This is a genomic window from Streptomyces sp. NPDC041124 (assembly GCF_055592385.1).
In genome coordinates this window covers 237,140-255,281 of sequence record NZ_JBVIYR010000002.1, presented here as the reverse complement: position 1 = coordinate 255,281, position 18,142 = coordinate 237,140, and the positions used below count along the sequence as shown (strand labels likewise).

Genomic DNA, 18,142 nt, shown 5'->3' with positions numbered 1-18,142 from the left:
CTGCTCATCGGAGCAGGCCCGTGCACAATTCAATACTTGTCAATAACCCTTCATCGACCGGCCGTTGAGTCGTCACGCGCCACCAGATCGCTACCCGCCGGTAAGCCCTAGGGTCAACACATGCGCCGAGCGAAAATCGTCTGCACCCTGGGACCCGCCACCGACTCGTACGACCAGATCAAAGCCCTGGTCGACGCCGGAATGGACGTGGCACGGTTCAACCTCAGCCACGGCGAGCACGCCGAGCACGAGAACCGCTACCACCGGGTGCGAAAGGCCGCCGACGAAACCGGCCGCAGCGTCGGCCTCCTCGCCGACCTCCAAGGCCCGAAGATCCGCCTCGGCCGCTTCACCGAAGGACCCGTACTCCTCGAACGCGGCGACACCTTCACCATCACCGTCGAAGAAGGCGCCGAAGGCGACCGCCACGGCTGCGGCACCACCTACGCCGGCCTCGCCGACGACGTCACCACCAAAGAACGCATCCTCGTCGACGACGGCAAGGTCACCCTCGAAGTCACCGCCGTCGACGGCCCCCGCGTGCACACCACCGTCATCAAGGGCGGCATGGTCTCCGACCACAAGGGCCTCAACCTCCCCGGCGTCGCCGTCTCCGTCCCCGCCCTCTCCAAGAAGGACGAGGACGACCTCCGCTGGGCCCTGCACACCGGCTTCGACGTCATCGCCCTCTCCTTCGTCCGCAGCGGACGCGACATCAAGGACGTCCACCGCATCATGGACGAAGAAGGCCGCCGCCTCCCCGTCATCGCCAAGGTCGAGAAACCCCAGGCCGTCGAGAACATCGACGACATCGTGGCCGCCTTCGACGGCATCATGGTCGCCCGCGGAGACCTCGGCGTCGAAATGCCCCTCGAACAGGTACCCATCGTCCAGAAACGCGCGATCAAACTCGCCAAACGCAACGCCAAACCGGTCATCGTCGCCACCCAGATGCTCGACTCCATGATCGACAACGCCCGCCCCACCCGCGCCGAGGCCTCCGACGTCGCCAACGCCGTCATCGACGGCACCGACGCCGTCATGCTCTCCGGCGAGACCAGCGTCGGCAAACACGCCATCGACACCGTCCGCACCATGGCACGCATCGTCGAAGCGGCCGAAGAGGACATCCTCGCCAAGGGCCTGCCACCCCTCACCGAACGCAACAAGCCCCGCACCCAGGGCGGCGCGGTCGCCCGCGCGGCGGCCGAGATGGGCGACTTCCTCGGCGCCAAGTTCCTGGTCGCCTTCACCCAGTCCGGCGACACCGCCCGCCGCCTCTCCCGCTACCGCTCCCCGATCCCGGTCCTCGCCTTCACCCCCGACCCGGCCACCCGCTCCCAACTCAGCCTCACCTGGGGCGTGGAGACCTTCCTCGGCCCCCATGCGAACACCACGGACGCGATGGTCGACCAGGTCGACGAACTGCTCATCGGCTACGCCCGCTGCAAGGTGGGCGACACGGTCGTCATCACGGCCGGCTCCCCGCCGGGCGTCCCGGGCTCCACGAACCTCGTCCGCGTCCACCACATCGGCGAGGACGACAGCCCGACATGACCGCGCCGGGCCCCGGGGTCAGTACTTGGGGCCCACATGGAGGTCCATCAGGGCCACGGAGGCCTTGCGGGCGACGGAGATGTCGACGGGGACGCCGCGACGCGTCAGCACCGTCCACTCGACACCGACCCTGTCCAGGGTGTCCGTGAAGAGCTTCCTGATGTCGTCGGACTTGTTGGTGAAGAAGTACCGGGGGTACTCGTAGCGCTTGCGCTCACCGGCGATCATGCGGGTCGTCCAGTTGATGATCCGGCAGCCGTCCGAATGCACGAGTCCGCGGATGAGTTCCCAGGGATGCTCGTCGACGATGGTCTGCTGCCACGGCTCGAGTGCGATGGTGCGGGTGTGCTTCATGCCCGGCCCGTGCTGGGGGAAGAGGCAGGGCCAGTGCCTGCTGGTGCCGGTGACCGCTACACAGCCCTGTTTCCGCACGCGGAACACGCTGTTGTCCGGGCGGACGGCGCGCAGGGCCGCCTCACACTCGTCGATGATGCCCGGCCATGCGTTGTCCAGGACGATGCGCATGACGTACACGCCTCTGCGATGGGCGCTGATGCAGCCGTCGCCGAGGTAGAGACCGAGGAGGCGGGCGTACGCGGCAGGGGCGTCGGGAGTTCGGGGGGTGTCCTGACAGCGAGGGCAGGGCATACCTGCGGGGTTGAGTGGCTCGATGCGCGTCTGCCAGGAGCGGATGGCGTACCTGGAGACACCCATCTCCTTGCTGACGGCGTTCAGACTCCGCCCCTGTGCCACCAGCGCCAGTGCTCGTTCGCGCGTGCCCATGTCGTGCATACGGTCACTCTGGGGCGCCGACCGGGAGGGTGCGCGGCAAAAAGCGGATGTTCACCAGAAGGTGGACATCCGCTTTTTGGGTCACCTTGCGATCCAAGGAAAAGTGCCCCAGGTGGGATTCGAACCCACACTGTCCGCTGTTTGAGAGCGGCCTCTCTAACCAGTTGGAGTACTGGGGCCTTAGAAACGAAGGGGTGGTGTGACCCCTCGCGCCCCTACTTTACCGCAGCTAGGTAGGCTCTTGTCAGCAGAGTTCTGCCCCGCACCAAGGAGCCCACGTGAGCGCCCCCGAGTCGCCCCAGCCCGTAGACGTGCCCGATGACGACAAGTCGCACGTGCCTCCGATGACGACCCGCGTCGTCATCGCCGAGGACGAGGCCCTGATCCGGCTCGATCTCAAAGAGATGCTGGAGGAGGAGGGCTACACGGTCGTCGGTGAGGCGGGCGACGGTGAGCGGGCGGTGGAGTTGGCGCGCGAGCACCGCCCCGACCTGGTGATTCTCGACGTGAAGATGCCGAAGCTCGACGGCATCTCCGCGGCGGAGAAGATCGCCGAGGAGAGCATCGCCCCGGTGCTGATGCTGACCGCGTTCTCCCAGCGTGACCTGGTGGAGCGGGCGAGGGACGCGGGTGCGATGGCGTACCTGGTGAAGCCGTTCAGCAAGAGTGACGTGGTGCCGGCGATCGAGATGGCGGTGTCGCGGTTCACGGAGCTGAAGGAGCTGGAGCGTGAGGTCGCGGACCTGAGTCTGCGGCTGGAGACGCGCAAGCTGGTGGACCGGGCGAAGTCGGTGCTGCAGACGCAGTACGGGCTGAGCGAGCCGGCCGCGTTCCGGTGGATCCAGAAGACGTCGATGGACCGCCGGATGTCGATGCAGCAGGTGGCGCAGGCGGTCATCGACGACGCCGAGGAGAAGAAGGCGGCCAAGGGCTAGGACGGCGTACGGCCGGGGCCCGCACCCCCCCTCGCGAGGGGGGGTGCGGGCCCCGGCCGTGTGCGGGTTTCTCAGTCCTCGCCGAGGTAGGCCTTGCGGACCGACTCGTCGTGGAGCAGGTCCCGTCCGCTGCCGGAGAGGACGATGTTGCCGACCTCCATGACGTGGCCGTGGTCGGCCAGGGACAGGGCGGCCTGGGCGTTCTGCTCGACGAGCAGGATGGTGGTGCCCTGGGCCTTCAGTTCGGCGATGGTCGTCATGATCTTCTGCATCATGATCGGCGACAGTCCCATGGAGGGCTCGTCGAGCATGAGGAGCTGGGGCTGGGACATGAGGGCCCTGCCCATGGCGAGCATCTGCTGTTCACCGCCGGAGAGGGTTCCCGCGGCCTGCTTGCGGCGTTCCCCGAGGATGGGGAAGAGGTCGTAGGCGCGCTGGATGTCCTTCTCGATGCCCGGTTTGTCGTTGCGCAGGAAGGCACCGAGACGGAGGTTGTCCTCGATGGTCATGCGCGGGAAGATGTGCCGCCCCTCGGGGGAGTGGGCGAGCCCGAGGGAGACGATCTTGTGGGCGGGGGTCTTCTTGAGCGACTTGCCGTTGAATTTGATCTGGCCGCCGACGGGCTTGAGGAGTCCGGAGAGCGTGCGCAGCGTGGTGGTCTTCCCGGCGCCGTTGGTGCCGATGAGGGTGACCACTTCGCCCGCTTCGACGCTGAACGAGATGCCCTTGACGGCTTGGATCTTGCCGTAGGCGACTTTGAGGTCCTCGACTTCGAGGAGTGCGGTCATCGGTCGTTCTCCTTGCCGGGCGCGGCGTCCGTGGCGGTCTCTGCCTCGGCTGCGGCTTCGGCCGCGGCTTCGGCGGCCTCGACTTCGGCGGCTTCGGCGGCGCCGGGGTCGTTCTCCATGGGCTCACCGATGTAGGCGGCGATGACGCGTTCGTCGCCCTGGACGGTGGCGGGGTCGCCCTCGATCAGTTTCTGGCCCTGGACGAGGACGGCGACGCGGTCGCAGAGGTTGAAGATGAACCGCATGTCGTGCTCGATGACGAGGACGGCGGTGCCCTGGTCGCGGATGGCGAAGATGAGTTCCTCGGCCGCGCGGGTCTCCTGGGGGTTCATGCCGGCGGTGGGCTCGTCGAGGAGGAGCAGGCCGGGGTCGCTGGCGAGGGCGCGGGCGATCTCCAGTTTGCGCTGTTCGCCGTAGGGGAGGTTGCGTGAGAGGTGGTCTGCCTTGTCGGCGAGGCCGACGAACTGGAGGAGTTCCATGGCGCGGGTGCGGGAGGCGGCTTCGGCCTTGTGGAATCCGGGTCCGCGCAGGACGGCCGACCAGAAGCCTTCCCTGGTGCGGGTGTGGCGGCCGACGAGGACGTTCTCCAGGACGGTCATGTTGGAGAAGAGCCGGATGTTCTGGAAGGTGCGGGCGATGCCGGCGGCGGTGACCTTGAAGGGTTTGGGCGGCAGCACCTTGTCCTTGTAGCGGACTTCGCCCTCGGTGGGGATGTAGAGACCGGTGAGGCAGTTGAAGAAGGTGGTCTTGCCGGCGCCGTTGGGGCCGATGAGGCCGACGATCTCGCCGCTGCGGACGGTGAGGTCGACGTCGCGGACGGCGGTGAGGCCGCCGAAGCGCATGGTGACGCCGCGTGCGTCGAGGACGGTGGCACCGGGGGCGGGTGCGCCCGGGGTGGTGTCCTTGGTGGTGGTGTCGGTGGTCATGGTGGTCAGGCCCCTGTCTTGCTCAGGACTGTGGGCGCGTCGGCCTCTTCGTGGAACTCCAGCTGGCGGCGCCGGTTGGGGATGAGCCCCTCGGGACGGAATCGCATCAGCAGGACGAGTGCGAGACCGAAGGCCAGGAGCTGGAAGTCGCCGAGGAACTGGAGCTTGTTGGGGATGAGGAAGAGCAGCGCTGCTCCGATGAGGGGTCCGGCGATGGTGCCCATGCCGCCGAGGACGACCGCGGCGAGGAGGAAGGCGGAGTTGGGCGGGGTGGTGCCGGCGAACAGGTACTGCTCGGGGGTCACGGTGTAGGTGACGTGTGCCTGGACGGTGCCGGCGAGTCCGGCGAGGGTCGCGCCGACGGCGAAGGCGATGAGCTTGACCCGGAAGCCGTTGATGCCCATGGCGAGGGCGGCGGTCTCGTCCTCGCGGATGGCGACCCAGGCGCGCCCGATGCGGGAGTCGCCGCTGCGTCGGAAGACGAGGACGACGACGGCGGTGATGAGCAGCATCAGGAAGAAGTAGTTGGCGAAGCGGCCGATGGTGAAGCCGGCGATGTCGTGCTGGATCCCGAAGTCGAAGCCGAGGATGTTGAGGTCCGGGATGGAGGCGATGCCGTTGGAGCCGTTGGTGAGGTCGGGTCCGGAGGTGCCGTCGGTGTTGTTGACGGCGATGCGGAAGATCTCGCCGAAGCCGAGGGTGACGATGGCGAGGTAGTCGCCGCGCAGCCGCAGGGTCGGGGCGCCGATGAGCACGCCGAAGATCAGTGAGGCGAGGGCGCCGACGAGTACGGCGGCCCAGAAGGGGAAGTGGACGCCGAAGGGTGAGCTGGGGGAGCCGGAGACGAGGGCTGCCGCGTAGGCGCCGACGCCGAGGAAGGCGACGTAGCCGAGGTCGAGCAGGCCGGCGAGTCCGACGACGATGTTCAGGCCGAGGGCGACGGTGGCGAAGATGAGGATGTAGACGCCGAGGGTGGCGTACTGGTCGTCGGTCTGGGTGAAGGGGAAGCAGGCTGCCGCGATGAAGGCGCCGCAGACGGTGATGTTGGTGTGGCGTGCGGTGATCTGGGAGGCGTGGGCGATCAGGCCGGAGCGGTTGAGGGCGCTGAAGCCGAAGCCGGCGGTGATCAGGAAGCCGACGAAGAGTTCGTCGTACTCGGTGCCGATGCCGTAGGTGAAGACGACCAGGCCGAGCGCCAGGATGCCGACGATGATCAGGATCTCGACGTAGGACGGCAGGGTGCGCACGGGGCGCGGGCTGTCGGAGGCGAAGGCCGCGCGGAGGGTGGCCCAGGTGTGGCCGGCGTCGTGCTTGAACTGTTCCCAGCCCGTTTCGTCGGGGTCGATGGGGTCGGGTTCGGGCCGGTCGAAGGGGAGGGCGAGGGCGCCGAGGAGGGCTGTGAGTGTGGCGGCGGCGGCGAGGTAGCCGCCGGGCTCGAGGTTGACGATGCCGCCGAGCTGGAAGCTGATGGCGAGGACGGTGTACCAGGCGGTGGCGAAGGTGCCGAGTGCGGCGTACTTGACGGCGGCGTCGGCGCCGGCGGGGGTGAGCCAGCGCAGTCCCTTGACGCCGTAGGAGGCGAGGCCGAACAGGGTGGCGAGGAGGCCGCCGACGAGGACGAGGACCTGGAGTCCGCCGGGGTAGCCGTAGAAGGTGAGGTCGCCGGGGAACGCGTCGGTCCAGGTCCAGGCGAGGAAGGTGGAGATGACGGCGAGGGCGCTGCCGCCGGTGGCGAGGGCGCGGCCGAGGTGCGGGGGGATGCCGATGAGGCCGGTGGGGGTGCTCTTGGTGGGAGCGGCCACGGTGGTCGAAGCGGTGGTGTCTGTGGTCATCGGTGTCACGCCCTGTCCGCAACGCGTTCGCCGAGCAGGCCCTGTGGCCGGAACAGCAGTACGAGGATGAGGAGGATGAAGGCCCAGACCTCGGCCCAGGACTGGCTGCCGAACTGGTGCAGGCCGGGGATGTCGGCGATGTAGGCGGTGGCGAGGGTTTCCACGACGCCGAGGACCAGGCCGCCGATCATGGCTCCGTAGATGTTGCCGATGCCGCCGAGGACGGCCGCGGTGAAGGCCTTGAGGCCGAGGATGAAGCCCATCTTGAAGTCGATCTGGCCGTACTTGAGACCGCTGGCGACGCCTCCGACGGCGGCGAAGACGGCGCCGAGGGCGAAGGCGATCACGATGATGCGGTCGGTGTTGACACCCATGAGCTTGGCGGTGTCCGGGTCCTGCGCGGTGGCCTGCATGCCGCGTCCGGTGCGGGTGCGCATCACGAAGTAGGCGAGGAAGGCCATGCTGATGGGGGCGGCGATGAGGAGGAAGATGTCGCCGGTCTGGATGGTGGCGCCGCCGATGGTGAAGGGGCCGCCCTCGATCTGCGGGAAGGCCAGCTTGGACTTCGCCTCGGGGTAGAAGGCCCAGACGGCCTGCTGGAGTGCGAGGGAGAGGCCGATGGCGGTGATGAGCGGTGCCAGGCGGGGCGCGCCGCGCAGGGGGCGGTAGGCGAACCGTTCCGCTCCGATGGCGACCAGGACCGAGACGATCACGGCGCCGAGGAGCATCAGGGGGAGCGCGACCCAGATGGAGGTGCCGTCGGGCAAGAGGTACAGATGGACGGTGATGGCGCCGAAGGCGCCGACCATGAAGATCTCGCCGTGGGCGAAGTTGATGAGCTGGACGATGCCATAGACCATTGTGTAGCCGATGGCGACCAGGCCGTACATGGATCCCAGTAGCAGGCCGTTGACCAGCTGCTGCGGCAGTTCGTTCACCGCATGTCCTCCGAGACTTTCGGAATGTTCGACGGATGGGGCCGGATGCGAGTCCGCGCGGGGCGCCAGTGGAACAGCGCCCCGCGCGGCTCGTGAAAGTGGTGCGGGCGGCGGTCAGCCGGTGAAGGTGCCGGACTTCACGGTGGCCCAGTTGCCGTCCTTGACGGAGTACACGGTGAGCTGCTTGTTGGTGGCGTCGCCGAACTCGTCGAAGGAGACCTTGCCGGTCACACCGTCGAAGGAGACGTTCTGCATGGCGTCGACGACCTTGGCGCGGGCGTCGTCGGGGAGCTTGCCGTCGTTGTCGTCGACGACCTTCTTGACGGCCTCGATGATCGCCCAGGCGGAGTCGTAGGAGTAGCCGCCGTAGGCCTCGAAGGCCTCCTTGTATCCGGCGGCCTTGTAGTTGGCGACGAACTCCTTGGCGGAGGGGAGCTCCTCGACGGGTGCGCCGACGGAGGTGGCCAGGTCGCCGGTGCCGGCGGCGCCGGAGAGCTTGATGAAGTCGGCGCTGTAGATGCCGTCGCCGCCGACGAGCGGGATCTTGGCGCCGGCTTCCTTGATCTGCTTGCTGAGCGGGCCGGCCTGCGGGTACTCGCCGCCGTAGTAGACGACGTCGGCGCCGGAGTTCTTGACCTTGGTCGCGACGGCGTTGAAGTCCTTGCTCTCCGGGTTGATGTGCTCGGTGCCGACGACCTCGCCGCCGAGCTTCTTGAACTCCTCGGTGAAGGTGGCGGCCAGGCCGGCGCCGTAGGTCTTCTTGTCGTCGATGACGAAGACCTTCTTCTTCTTGGCGTCGTTGAAGACGTACTGCGCGGCGAACGGGCCCTGGATGGCGTCCGTGGTCGCGGTGCGGAAGTAGGACTTGTACGGGCGGACCTTCTCGGTCTGCCACTTCACGCCCTGGGTCAGGGCGGGGTTGGTGTTGGCGGGTGAGACCTCGACGAGCTTGGCGGTGTCGAAGACCTTCTGCATGGACTCGCCGACGGAGGAGTTCAGCGGGCCGACGACACCGAGGACGTCGTCGTTGGCGACGAGCTTGGTGGCGTTCTGCTGGCCGACGGAGGCCTGGCCCTGGTCGTCGAGGGCTTCGATCTTGAAGGTGACGCCCTCGACGTACTTTTCCTTGTTGGCGGTCTTGGCCGCGAGGTCCACGGAGTTCTTGATGCCGAGGCCCAGCGCGGACAGGTCGCCGGTCAGTGGCGCGTCGACGCCGATGACCACGGTGGTGCCACCGTTGCCGGAGTCCGAGCTGCCGCCGCCGTCGTCGTCGCGTGAGCCGCAGGCGGTGAGGGTGAGTGCACCCGCCGCCAGGGCGGCGGTGATGGCGATGAACGAACGTTGACGCACGATCCAGTCCTTTCCCCTGACAGCCGCCTCCCGGTGGAGGCGGCCGAGTCGAGCGCTGGGCCGACATGAGAATCGGGCGGCGCGGTGACTGGCCGTGACTCTAAGCGCGGGTGGGGAATGCGGAGGAGACTCTGGCCAAGGCTGTGACGCTCTTGTTATGACACGACGTATTGCAGAGCGGTACTGAGTGGGGGGAAGGGCGGAATTCTCGCCGTTTTGTTCTGTCCGGATGGTGAGAAACCGCAGGACCCGGAGGGGTTGGTTCAGGTGTATCAGCGGTTTTGGTGATTACCCGGAATCGTTGCTGCAGGCTACCTGTAGGGCCCGGGAGAGGTCCTGCGCGTACTGGGGTCCGAGGATGAAGCTGTGTGCCTGTATTGCGCGCGCATTACGCAGCGTTACATCCAGGAAAGGGAGTCCGGCATTCCGCGGCACTTTTCCGCATTCGGTCACCCTCATGGTGAGGGTGATCTTGCGGGGTGATCCCGTTTTCGTCCGGAATGGAGTGCGCGGGCTGGAGATCACGGACAGGCCCGCGTACGGCTGGGAAATCCTGACGACGGTGACCGGAGGGCCGGATTCCGTGGTGACCTCCACGGCGAAACTGAAGCTCCGCGGGGCCGTGTTGACGTCCGTGGCCTGCGGATACAGGTACTCGACGGCGGTCACCTGGGTGGGGTACGGAGGGTCCGGCGGCGGCTCGCCTCGGGGCCGGGTGACGTAGAGGGAGCCGCCGCCCACGAGGACGGCGACGGCGAGGGACGTGCGGGCCACGGCCCTGCGGTGCTGTTCCAAGTACCGTGCGGGAGCGCCGCGTCGGGGCCGGGGCGCGGACGGGGCGTCCTGGGCGTGCGTGCCCTCGCCCGGCTCGACGGGCCCCACCCCGCTCACTGCCAGGGCCCCTCGCCGGGCCCGCCGGCGCGATACCAGGCGACGCAGCCCTCGCGCGCCTCACGGTCGATCAGCTTCCCGACGTCCGCCGCCCCTTGGCGCCGGGCGGCCCGGGCGGCGTCGACCACCTCGCGCAGGATGTCGTACTGGCCCCCGGACAGGCCCATGGACTGGTAGTCGCCGTAGCCGCGTCCGTCGAGCACCTCGCGCGACCAGTGACCGACGATCCGGGTGCACAGGTCCTCGTCGGACGTCACCCGGGGTGACGGTGAGGCGGAGCGGCCGGCCGGCGGGGGCGCCTCCCGCGCATGGCCGGAATCCGCCGCCCCGCATCCGGCCGCCACCCACACGGCCACGAGGGCCGCGGCGATCGCCCCCGCCGGTGTCCCCGCCCCTGCCCGAGAGGTGCCTCCCCGTCGCATGCCCCGAACCTAGGACGCCCGCACCGCCTGAGGCAATGGCGGTGCGGGCGGGCGGAGTTGTGCTGCGGGTGCGGGCGTGCGCCTCTCGCGTGGCGACGTCGGTCAGGCGCGCCGCCGACGCGCCGCGGCGGCGGTCAGCCCGCCACCCGCTCCGCGTCCCCCGGGTTCACGTCCCGCAGCAGACAGGTCAGCCGCGCCGTGCACACCCGCTTGTCCGCCTCGTCGGTGATGACGATCTCGTACGTCGCCGTCGACCGCCCGCGGTGCACGGGCGTGGCCACGCCGGTGACCAGACCGGAGCGGACGCCCCGGTGGTGCGTGCAGTTGAGGTCGACGCCGACCGCGATCTGGGAGCTGCCGCCGTGCAGCATCGAGCCCACCGACCCCAGCGTCTCGGCCAGCACCGCCGACGCCCCGCCGTGCAGCAGCCCGTACGGCTGGGTGTTGCCCTCCACCGGCATCGTGCCCACCACCCGCTCCGCGGAGGCCTCCAGGATCTGCACGCCCATCCGCGTGCCCAGATGGCCCGCCGAGAACAGCGCCGGAAGGTCCACACCGAGCGCGGCGTACTCGTCGATGACTTCCTGCGGGAACTTCACCTGCTGCTGCTCTCCCATGGCCCGGGCTCCATTCGTCTCGTCGTGCGTCGGTACGGCTCTGCTAAGCAAACGCTCAGTCGGTCGCCGATTGTTCCAGACGCACTACCACGGACTTGCTGGCCGGGGTGTTGCTGGTGTCCGCGGTGGCGTCCAGCGGCACGAGGACGTTCGTCTCCGGGTAGTACGCCGCCGCGCAGCCCCGCGCGGTCGGGTAGTGCACGACACGGAAACCGGGCGCCCTGCGCTCCACGCCGTCCTTCCACTCGCCGACCAGATCGACGTAGGCGCCGTCCACCAGCCGCAGCTCCCGCGCGTCCTCCGGATTCACCAGCACCACCCGGCGGCCGTTCCTGATGCCCCGGTAGCGGTCGTCGAGGCCGTAGATCGTGGTGTTGTACTGGTCGTGCGAGCGCAGCGTCTGCAGCAGCAGCCGGCCCTCCGGCAGCTCCGGGTGCTCCACCGGCGCGGCGGTGAAGTTGGCCTTGCCGGTGGCCGTGGGGAAGCGCCGCTCGTCGCGGGGGGCGTGGGGGAGCGCGAAGCCTCCGGGGCGCGCCACCCGCGCGTTGAAGTCCTCGAAGCCGGGGATCACCCGCGCGATGCGGTCCCGGACCGCCGCGTAGTCCCGCTCGAACTCCTCCCACGGCACCGTGCTGCGCTCGCCGAGGACCCGGCGGGCCAGCCGGCACACGATGGCCGGCTCGGACAGCAGGTGCGCGCTCGCCGGTTCCAGACGCCCCCGTGAGGCGTGCACCATGCCCATCGAGTCCTCGACCGTCACGAACTGCTCACCGCCGGCCTGCACATCGCGTTCGGTACGGCCCAGCGTCGGCAGGATCAGCGCACGCGCGCCCGTGACGGTGTGCGAGCGGTTCAGCTTGGTCGACACGTGCACCGTCAGCCGGGCCCGCCGCATGGCCGCCTCGGTGACCTCCGTGTCGGGGGAGGCGGAGACGAAGTTGCCGCCCATGGCGAAGAAGACCTTCGCGTGGCCGTCACGCAGCGCGCGGATGGCCCGTACGACGTCGTAGCCGTGCCGGCGCGGCGGCGCGAAGCCGAACTCCTTCTCCAGGGCGTCCAGGAACGCCGGCGCGGGCCGCTCGAAGATGCCCATGGTGCGGTCGCCCTGCACGTTGGAGTGCCCCCGCACCGGGCACACGCCCGCGCCCGGGCGGCCGATGTTGCCGCGCAGCAGGAGGAAGTTGACGATCTCCCGGATCATGGGCACGGAGTGCTTGTGCTGGGTCAGGCCCATCGCCCAGCACACGATGACCCGCTCGGACGCGAGCACCATCCGCAGGCACTCCTCGATGTCCCCGCGCGTCAGACCCGTCGCGGCGAGCGTGTCGTCCCAGTCGGCGGCCCGTGCGGCCGCGGCGAACTCCTCGTACCCGTGCGTGTGTTCGCGTACGAACGCCTCGTCCACCGCGCCCGGCGTGTCCAGGATCAGCCTGTTGAGGAGGCGGAAGAGGGCCTGGTCGCCGCCGATGCGGATCTGCAGGAACAGGTCGGTCAGGGCCGTGCCGGTGGCGAGTCCCCTGGCGGTCTGCGGGTTCTTGAAGCGCTCCAGGCCCGCCTCGGGCAGCGGGTTGACGCTGACGATCCGCGCGCCGTTCGCCTTGGCCTTCTCCAGGGCGGTCAGCATGCGCGGGTGGTTGGTGCCCGGGTTCTGCCCCGCGACGATGATCAGGTCGGCCTGGTACAGGTCCTCCAGCAGCACGCTGCCCTTGCCGACGCCGAGCGTCTCCGACAGGGCCGAGCCCGACGACTCGTGGCACATGTTGGAGCAGTCCGGCAGGTTGTTGGTGCCGAGCTCACGGGCGAACAGCTGGTAGAGGAAGGCGGCCTCGTTGCTGGTGCGCCCGGAGGTGTAGAAGACGGCCTCGTCCGGGGAACCGAGGGCGCCGATCTCCTCGCCGACGATGTCGAACGCCCGCTCCCAGGTCACCGGCTCGTAGTGCGTCCCGCCCTCGGGGAGGTACATGGGGTGCGTCAGCCGGCCCTGCTGCCCCAGCCAGTAACCGCTGCGGCCGGCCAGGTCCGCGACCGGGTGCGCGGCGAAGAACTCGGGGGTGACCCGGCGCAGGGTGGCCTCCTCGGCCACGGCCTTCGCCCCGTTCTCGCAGAACTCCGCCTTGTGCCGGTGCTCCGGCTCCGGCCAGGCGCAGCCCGGGCAGTCGAAGCCGTCCTTCTGGTTCACGCCGAGCAGCGTCAGCGCCGTGCGCCTCACCCCCATCTGCTGGTGGGCCATGCGCAGGGTGTGGCCGATCGCGGGGAGCCCGGCCGCCGCCCGTTGCGGCCCGGCGACCTGCGGCGCGTCCTGAACCGGATCGCCCTTGGGCGGCTTCGTTGCCATCGCGCACTCCTGTCCACGCACACGTGTGAGGTACGCCTCCGATCCTGCCACGCGGCACATCCCCGGGAGCCCGCCCCGGCACGGGGGGACCGGGGCGCACCCCGGGGGAGGGGAACAGGGGGGATCGCCGCGCACCCCGGGGAGGAGGAAGGGGCGAACGCCCGGCATCCCACGCGGCCGGGACCGGCTGTCAGTGACACATGGCAGGATCGGACTCGTGGCAGAGACAGCATCGAAGAAGAGCGACCAGACCCCCGGCGGCTCCCGTCCCCGCCTCATGCTCATGGACGGGCACTCACTCGCGTACCGCGCGTTCTTCGCGCTGCCCGCGGAGAACTTCACCACCGCGACGGGCCAGCCGACCAACGCGATCTACGGCTTCGCGTCGATGCTGGCCAACACCCTCCGTGACGAGGAGCCCACCCACTTCGCCGTCGCCTTCGACGTCTCCCGCAAGACGTGGCGCTCCGAGGAGTTCACCGAGTACAAGGCGAACCGCTCCAAGACCCCCGACGAGTTCAAGGGCCAGGTCGAGCTGATCGGCGAGCTGCTCGACGCGATGAACGCGCAGCGCTTCGCCGTCGAGGGCTTCGAGGCCGACGACGTCATCGCCACCCTCGCCACCCAGGCCGAGGCCGCGGGCTTCGAGGTGCTGATCGTCACCGGAGACCGCGACTCCTTCCAGCTGGTCTCCGAGCACACCACCGTGCTCTACCCCACGAAGGGCGTCTCCGAGCTGACCCGGTTCACCCCGGAGAAGGTCGTCGAGAAGTACGGCCTGACGCCCGCCCAGTACCCGGACTTCGCCGCACTGCGCGGCGACCCGTCCGACAACCTGCCCGGCATCCCCGGCGTCGGCGAGAAGACCGCCGCGAAGTGGATCAACCAGTTCGGTTCCTTCGCCGAGCTGGTCGAGCGGGTCGACGAGGTCAAGGGCAAGGCCGGGCAGAATCTGCGCGACCACCTGGAGTCCGTCAAGCTCAACCGCAGGCTGACCGAGCTGGAGCGCGGCGTCGAGCTGCCCAGGACCGTCCCCGACCTGGAGCGGACCGCCTACGACCGCAAGGCCGTGGCGATGATCCTGGACACCCTGGAGATCAGGAACCCCTCGCTGCGCGAGCGGCTGTTCGCCGTCGACCCGGGCGCGGCCGAGGCCGAGACCACCCCTGTCGTCGCCGAGGGAGTGGAGCTGGACGGCACCGTGCTCGGCACGGGCGAGCTGACCGGCTGGCTCGCGGAGCACGGCACCGGCCGCGTCCTCGGTGTCGCCACCGTCGGCACCTGGGGCCTGGGCACCGGCTCCGTCGCCGAGGTCGCCCTGGCCGCGGCCGACGGGCCGGCCGCCTGGTTCGACCCGGCCGAGCTGGACGAGGCCGACGAGCGGGCGTTCACCGCGTGGCTCGCCGACGCGGAGCGCCCCAAGGTGTTCCACAACGCCAAGGGCGCGATGCGCGTCTTCGCCGAGCATGGCTGGACCATCGAGGGCGTCACCATGGACACCGCCCTCGCCGCCTACCTGGTGAAGCCGGGCCGCCGCTCCTTCGACCTGGACGCCCTGTCCCTGGAGTACCTGCACCGCGAGCTGGCGCCCGCCACCGCGCCCGACGGGCAGCTCGCCTTCGGCGCGGACGACGGTGCGGAGGCCGAGGCGCTCATGGTGCAGGCCCGCGCCATCCTCGACCTGGGCGCGGCCTTCGAGGGCCGTCTGGAGGAGGTGGGCGCCGCGGACCTGCTCCGCGACATGGAGCTGCCCACGTCCGCGCTGCTCGCCCGCATGGAGCGGCACGGCATCGCGGCCGACCGGGAGCACCTGCAGGCCATGGAGCAGATGTTCGCGGGCGCCGTGCAGCAGGCGGTGAAGGAGGCCCACGCGGCGGCGGGGCACGAGTTCAACCTGGGCTCGCCCAAGCAGCTCCAGGAGGTCCTCTTCGGTGAGCTGGCGCTGCCGAAGACCAAGAAGACGAAGACCGGCTACACCACCGACGCCGACGCGCTGGCCTGGCTGGCGGGCCAGACGGACAACGAACTGCCGGTGATCATGCTCCGTCACCGTGAGCAGGCGAAGCTGCGTGTCACCGTCGAGGGCCTGATCAAGACGATCGCCGCGGACGGCCGCATCCACACGACGTTCAACCAGACCGTCGCCGCGACGGGCCGGCTGTCCTCCACGGACCCCAACCTGCAGAACATCCCGGTCCGCACGGACGAGGGCCGCGCCATCCGCCGCGGGTTCGTCGTCGGTGAGGGCTTCGAGTCGCTGCTCACCGCCGACTACAGCCAGATCGAACTGCGCGTGATGGCCCACCTCTCCGAGGACGCGGGCCTGATCGAGGCGTTCACCTCGGGCGAGGACCTGCACACCACGGCGGCGGCACAGGTGTTCTCCGTGGAGCAGTCCGCGGTGGACGCGGAGATGCGCCGCAAGATCAAGGCGATGTCGTACGGCCTGGCGTACGGGCTGTCGGCGTTCGGCCTGTCCCAGCAGCTGAACATCGAGGCCGCGGAGGCCCGCGCCCTGATGGACGCGTACTTCGAGCGGTTCGGCGGTGTACGGGACTACCTGCGCCGGGTCGTCGACGAGGCGAGGGCGACGGGCTACACGGCGACGCTGTTCGGCCGCCGCCGCTACCTGCCCGACCTCAACAGCGACAACCGCCAGCGCCGCGAGGCGGCCGAGCGCATGGCGCTCAACGCGCCGATCCAGGGCACGGCGGCGGACATCGTCAAGATCGCCATGCTGAACGTGGACCGCGCCCTGCGCGCGGCGGACCTGCGCTCCCGCATGCTCCTCCAGGTCCACGACGAGATCGTCCTGGAACTCGCCCCCGGCGAGCGCGCCGCGGTGGAGGAGCTGGTCCGCACGGAGATGGCCTCCGCCGTGCAGCTCCGCGTCCCCCTGGGCGTCTCCGTGGGCGCGGGTCCCGACTGGGAATCCGCGGCCCACTGAACCACCGCCCGACGGCACCCCGCGCCGTCCCCCGCCACGAGGGCGACCCGGCACGGCGGCGCGCTCCGGCGTCGCCGGGCCGCCCCAGCGCTTGCCGGCGCCTCGGCGCTCGTGGGCGGGCGCCGGTGGCCCGAGCGCCTCGGGCGTACGGGTCACTGCCGCACCGGGTGGTCTCTTCCCGCCGCGACGGCGGCCAGGTGCGACGGCGCGGTCCGGTGGTGCCCGGCCGGCCCGCCGACTGGCCCTGGTGGGGGCGTCGCAGCGCCCGACCGGCCGGGCGCGACCGGTGCCGGCCCGTGTGGTCCGGCGAGGCGGCGGTGTGCCGGGACGGCCGGAGGGGAACCGGCAGCAGCCAGCTCGCTGGGTCCCCGGAGGGGGTTTCACTCGCGTGGACCCCGCGGACACGCCGTCGGGCCGGCCGGCCGACAGGATGCGACGCATGGGTATACGCATGCTTCACCGCACAGCGGCACCCCCGCGGGCCGACGCCGGCGGAACCACCCTCAGGGCGTTTCCGCCGGTTCCGGTCTTCGCTGCCGCCGCGAGCACCGCCCGCATCCCCACCACCCTCGCGACCGCGCTCCGCAACGCCACCGCGGTCCTCGGCCGCCGGGGAGACCACCGCACCACCACCGGCGAGCAGCCACCCTGGCGGCTGTGGGCCGAACTGGTCCGCGCCCATCTCACCCTCGCGGTGAGCCGGCTGCCCCGGCCCCGCCCCGTCCGTACCGTCACCGTGTTCGTCGCCGCGAGCGAAACCCTCAGCGCGCGGCAGTACGGTCCGGCCGCCGCGCGCCGGGCCCTTCCCGCTCCGCCGTGGCCCGGGTGGCCGGACGCCACACCCTGACGGCCAGCGCGTACAAGGGGAGCGCGAGGGCCAGCCCCGCGCCCGCGCCGAAGCACACCGCGGGGATCAGTTCCCAGGGCTTCGCGGTCGACCCCCAGTAGGCCCACCACCGCGAGGCCCGCTGCACCGCCCCCGCCACCGCACACCCGCCGAGCAGCGCCACGGCCGCCCACCGGTCGGCACCGGAGAGCAGCGGCACCCCCACCGGCCCGCCCGCGGCCCCCGCCGCCTCCTCCGCATCCTGGGCCTGCCGCGACCCGGTCCGGCGCAGCGCCCGTGCCACGAACAGCGCGATCACGACCGCCGCCACCGCCGAACCGCCGTACTGCAGGTACCAGTACAGCGGCGACCCCGCGATCTCCTCCCCCAGTACGGGGAACACCCGCATGCCCCACCGGTCGAGATGCGTGAACGCGTCCCACACCACGTGCGTCGACGCCCCCAGCACCGCCGAGGCGTACCAGCGCGCCACCAGCGGGGGACGGACGCGCGCATGCGGCGCCCCGCAGCGCACCAGGGCCGCCACCCGCCCCTGCCGCGCCCGCGGCAACAGCGCCACCAGCGGCTCGCGCACCAGCAGCCACAGCCCCACCAGTGCCCACGCGATGAGCACATCGACCGTGAACACACCCCAGGCGGCGTGCGTCACATCGCCGAACTCCATCGCCCCCGACAGGACACTCGCCGCGTAATAGGTCATGTCGGGAGCGAAGCTGCCCGCGACCAGCACGGAGGGGACCAGGGTGGCCCGGCCGCCGCCGTCGGTGCGCACGGCCGGCAGGACCGCCGCCGCATGGCTCAGCGTGAACGGCAACTCGGCTCCCCTGGGGTGGTGTTCATCGCAAGGCCCCAGTATGCGGGAGGCCCGCCCCGGACCCCGCCGCAGGGGAAACGTGGCCAACCGGTGAATATCGGTCATGAACGGGTGTCCGTGCAAAGGAAGTTGTCGTAGGGTCGCGAGGATC

General features: G+C 70.2%; 15 protein-coding genes and 1 tRNA gene. 4 read left to right on the top strand and 12 right to left on the bottom strand.

The features are described from left to right. Window positions 1-120 precede the first annotated feature (120 nt). The gene (pyk, locus tag ACZ6A9_RS05560) at window positions 121-1,557 is read left to right on the top strand and encodes a pyruvate kinase (protein WP_468978882.1); all 1,437 of its coding nucleotides are present in this window, start codon (window positions 121-123) and stop codon (window positions 1,555-1,557) included. 18 nt (window positions 1,558-1,575) lie between these two features. On the opposite strand, the gene ACZ6A9_RS05555 is transcribed toward pyk, so the two are convergent. Further along, the gene (locus ACZ6A9_RS05555) at window positions 1,576-2,349 is read right to left on the bottom strand and encodes a transcriptional regulator (RefSeq protein WP_468978879.1); all 774 of its coding nucleotides are present in this window, start codon (window positions 2,347-2,349) and stop codon (window positions 1,576-1,578) included. A 104-nt stretch (window positions 2,350-2,453) separates the two neighbouring features. Beyond that, window positions 2,454-2,528 (bottom strand) — tRNA-Leu (locus tag ACZ6A9_RS05550). Window positions 2,529-2,627: 99 nt separating this feature from the next. Between ACZ6A9_RS05550 and ACZ6A9_RS05545 the strand changes: the two genes are divergently transcribed. Further along, entirely contained in the window at window positions 2,628-3,284 is a 657-nt protein-coding gene (locus tag ACZ6A9_RS05545; RefSeq protein ID WP_228967987.1) for a response regulator, read from the top strand. Between the two features lie 71 nt (window positions 3,285-3,355). Here ACZ6A9_RS05545 and ACZ6A9_RS05540 read toward each other — a convergent pair whose 3' ends face one another. The 9 genes from ACZ6A9_RS05540 to ACZ6A9_RS05500 form a co-directional block, all read right to left on the bottom strand. Next, window positions 3,356-4,072: an ABC transporter ATP-binding protein gene (locus ACZ6A9_RS05540; protein WP_468978874.1), complete on the bottom strand. Its 717-nt coding sequence runs from the start codon at window positions 4,070-4,072 to the stop codon at window positions 3,356-3,358. After that, window positions 4,069-4,998 (bottom strand): ABC transporter ATP-binding protein, encoded by a 930-nt coding sequence (locus tag ACZ6A9_RS05535; protein ID WP_468978869.1) that lies wholly within the window; start codon window positions 4,996-4,998, stop codon window positions 4,069-4,071. Before ACZ6A9_RS05535 ends, ACZ6A9_RS05540 begins: the two co-directional genes overlap by 4 nt. A 5-nt stretch (window positions 4,999-5,003) precedes the next feature. Further along, window positions 5,004-6,830, bottom strand: coding sequence for a branched-chain amino acid ABC transporter permease (locus ACZ6A9_RS05530; protein ID WP_468978866.1), 1,827 nt, complete (start codon window positions 6,828-6,830; stop codon window positions 5,004-5,006). 5 nt (window positions 6,831-6,835) lie between these two features. Next, on the bottom strand, window positions 6,836-7,768 hold the full coding sequence (locus ACZ6A9_RS05525; protein ID WP_468978860.1) for a branched-chain amino acid ABC transporter permease: 933 nt from the start codon (window positions 7,766-7,768) through the stop codon (window positions 6,836-6,838). 114 nt (window positions 7,769-7,882) lie between these two features. Next, window positions 7,883-9,118, bottom strand: coding sequence for a branched-chain amino acid ABC transporter substrate-binding protein (locus tag ACZ6A9_RS05520; RefSeq protein WP_468978857.1), 1,236 nt, complete (start codon window positions 9,116-9,118; stop codon window positions 7,883-7,885). A gap of 288 nt (window positions 9,119-9,406) precedes the next feature. Then, window positions 9,407-10,009: a Tat pathway signal sequence domain protein gene (locus tag ACZ6A9_RS05515; RefSeq protein WP_468978854.1), complete on the bottom strand. Its 603-nt coding sequence runs from the start codon at window positions 10,007-10,009 to the stop codon at window positions 9,407-9,409. Continuing rightward, window positions 10,006-10,266 carry a hypothetical protein gene (locus ACZ6A9_RS05510; RefSeq protein ID WP_468978850.1) on the bottom strand — a complete coding sequence of 87 codons (261 nt, stop codon included), beginning with the start codon at window positions 10,264-10,266 and terminating at the stop codon, window positions 10,006-10,008. The genes ACZ6A9_RS05515 and ACZ6A9_RS05510 overlap by 4 nt, the downstream gene beginning before the upstream one ends. A 299-nt stretch (window positions 10,267-10,565) precedes the next feature. After that, entirely contained in the window at window positions 10,566-11,048 is a 483-nt protein-coding gene (locus tag ACZ6A9_RS05505; RefSeq protein WP_468978847.1) for a hotdog fold thioesterase, read from the bottom strand. 55 nt (window positions 11,049-11,103) lie between these two features. Next, complete coding sequence (locus ACZ6A9_RS05500; RefSeq protein WP_468978844.1) at window positions 11,104-13,383, bottom strand: FdhF/YdeP family oxidoreductase; 2,280 nt, start codon at window positions 13,381-13,383, stop codon at window positions 11,104-11,106. A 217-nt stretch (window positions 13,384-13,600) separates the two neighbouring features. Between ACZ6A9_RS05500 and polA the strand changes: the two genes are divergently transcribed. Next, the gene (gene polA, locus ACZ6A9_RS05495; protein WP_468978841.1) at window positions 13,601-16,330 is read left to right on the top strand and encodes a DNA polymerase I; all 2,730 of its coding nucleotides are present in this window, start codon (window positions 13,601-13,603) and stop codon (window positions 16,328-16,330) included. Between the two features lie 439 nt (window positions 16,331-16,769). After that, on the top strand, window positions 16,770-17,177 hold the full coding sequence (locus ACZ6A9_RS05490) for a hypothetical protein (protein ID WP_468978834.1): 408 nt from the start codon (window positions 16,770-16,772) through the stop codon (window positions 17,175-17,177). Here the strand turns inward: ACZ6A9_RS05490 and ACZ6A9_RS05485 are convergent. After that, window positions 17,092-17,991 (bottom strand): DUF4184 family protein, encoded by a 900-nt coding sequence (locus tag ACZ6A9_RS05485; protein ID WP_468978831.1) that lies wholly within the window; start codon window positions 17,989-17,991, stop codon window positions 17,092-17,094. The genes ACZ6A9_RS05490 and ACZ6A9_RS05485 overlap by 86 nt on opposite strands. Window positions 17,992-18,142: the final 151 nt, after the last annotated feature.

Coding starts and splice junctions, on each gene's coding strand:
- ACZ6A9_RS05500 (WP_468978844.1), bottom strand. CDS start 13,383: ATGGCAACGAAGCCGCCCAAGGGCGATCCGGTTCAGGACGCGCCGCAG.
- ACZ6A9_RS05535 (WP_468978869.1), bottom strand. CDS start 4,998: ATGACCACCGACACCACCACCAAGGACACCACCCCGGGCGCACCCGCC.
- ACZ6A9_RS05555 (WP_468978879.1), bottom strand. CDS start 2,349: ATGCACGACATGGGCACGCGCGAACGAGCACTGGCGCTGGTGGCACAG.
- ACZ6A9_RS05540 (WP_468978874.1), bottom strand. CDS start 4,072: ATGACCGCACTCCTCGAAGTCGAGGACCTCAAAGTCGCCTACGGCAAG.
- pyk (WP_468978882.1), top strand. CDS start 121: ATGCGCCGAGCGAAAATCGTCTGCACCCTGGGACCCGCCACCGACTCG.
- ACZ6A9_RS05530 (WP_468978866.1), bottom strand. CDS start 6,830: ATGACCACAGACACCACCGCTTCGACCACCGTGGCCGCTCCCACCAAG.
- ACZ6A9_RS05505 (WP_468978847.1), bottom strand. CDS start 11,048: ATGGGAGAGCAGCAGCAGGTGAAGTTCCCGCAGGAAGTCATCGACGAG.
- ACZ6A9_RS05490 (WP_468978834.1), top strand. CDS start 16,770: ATGGGTATACGCATGCTTCACCGCACAGCGGCACCCCCGCGGGCCGAC.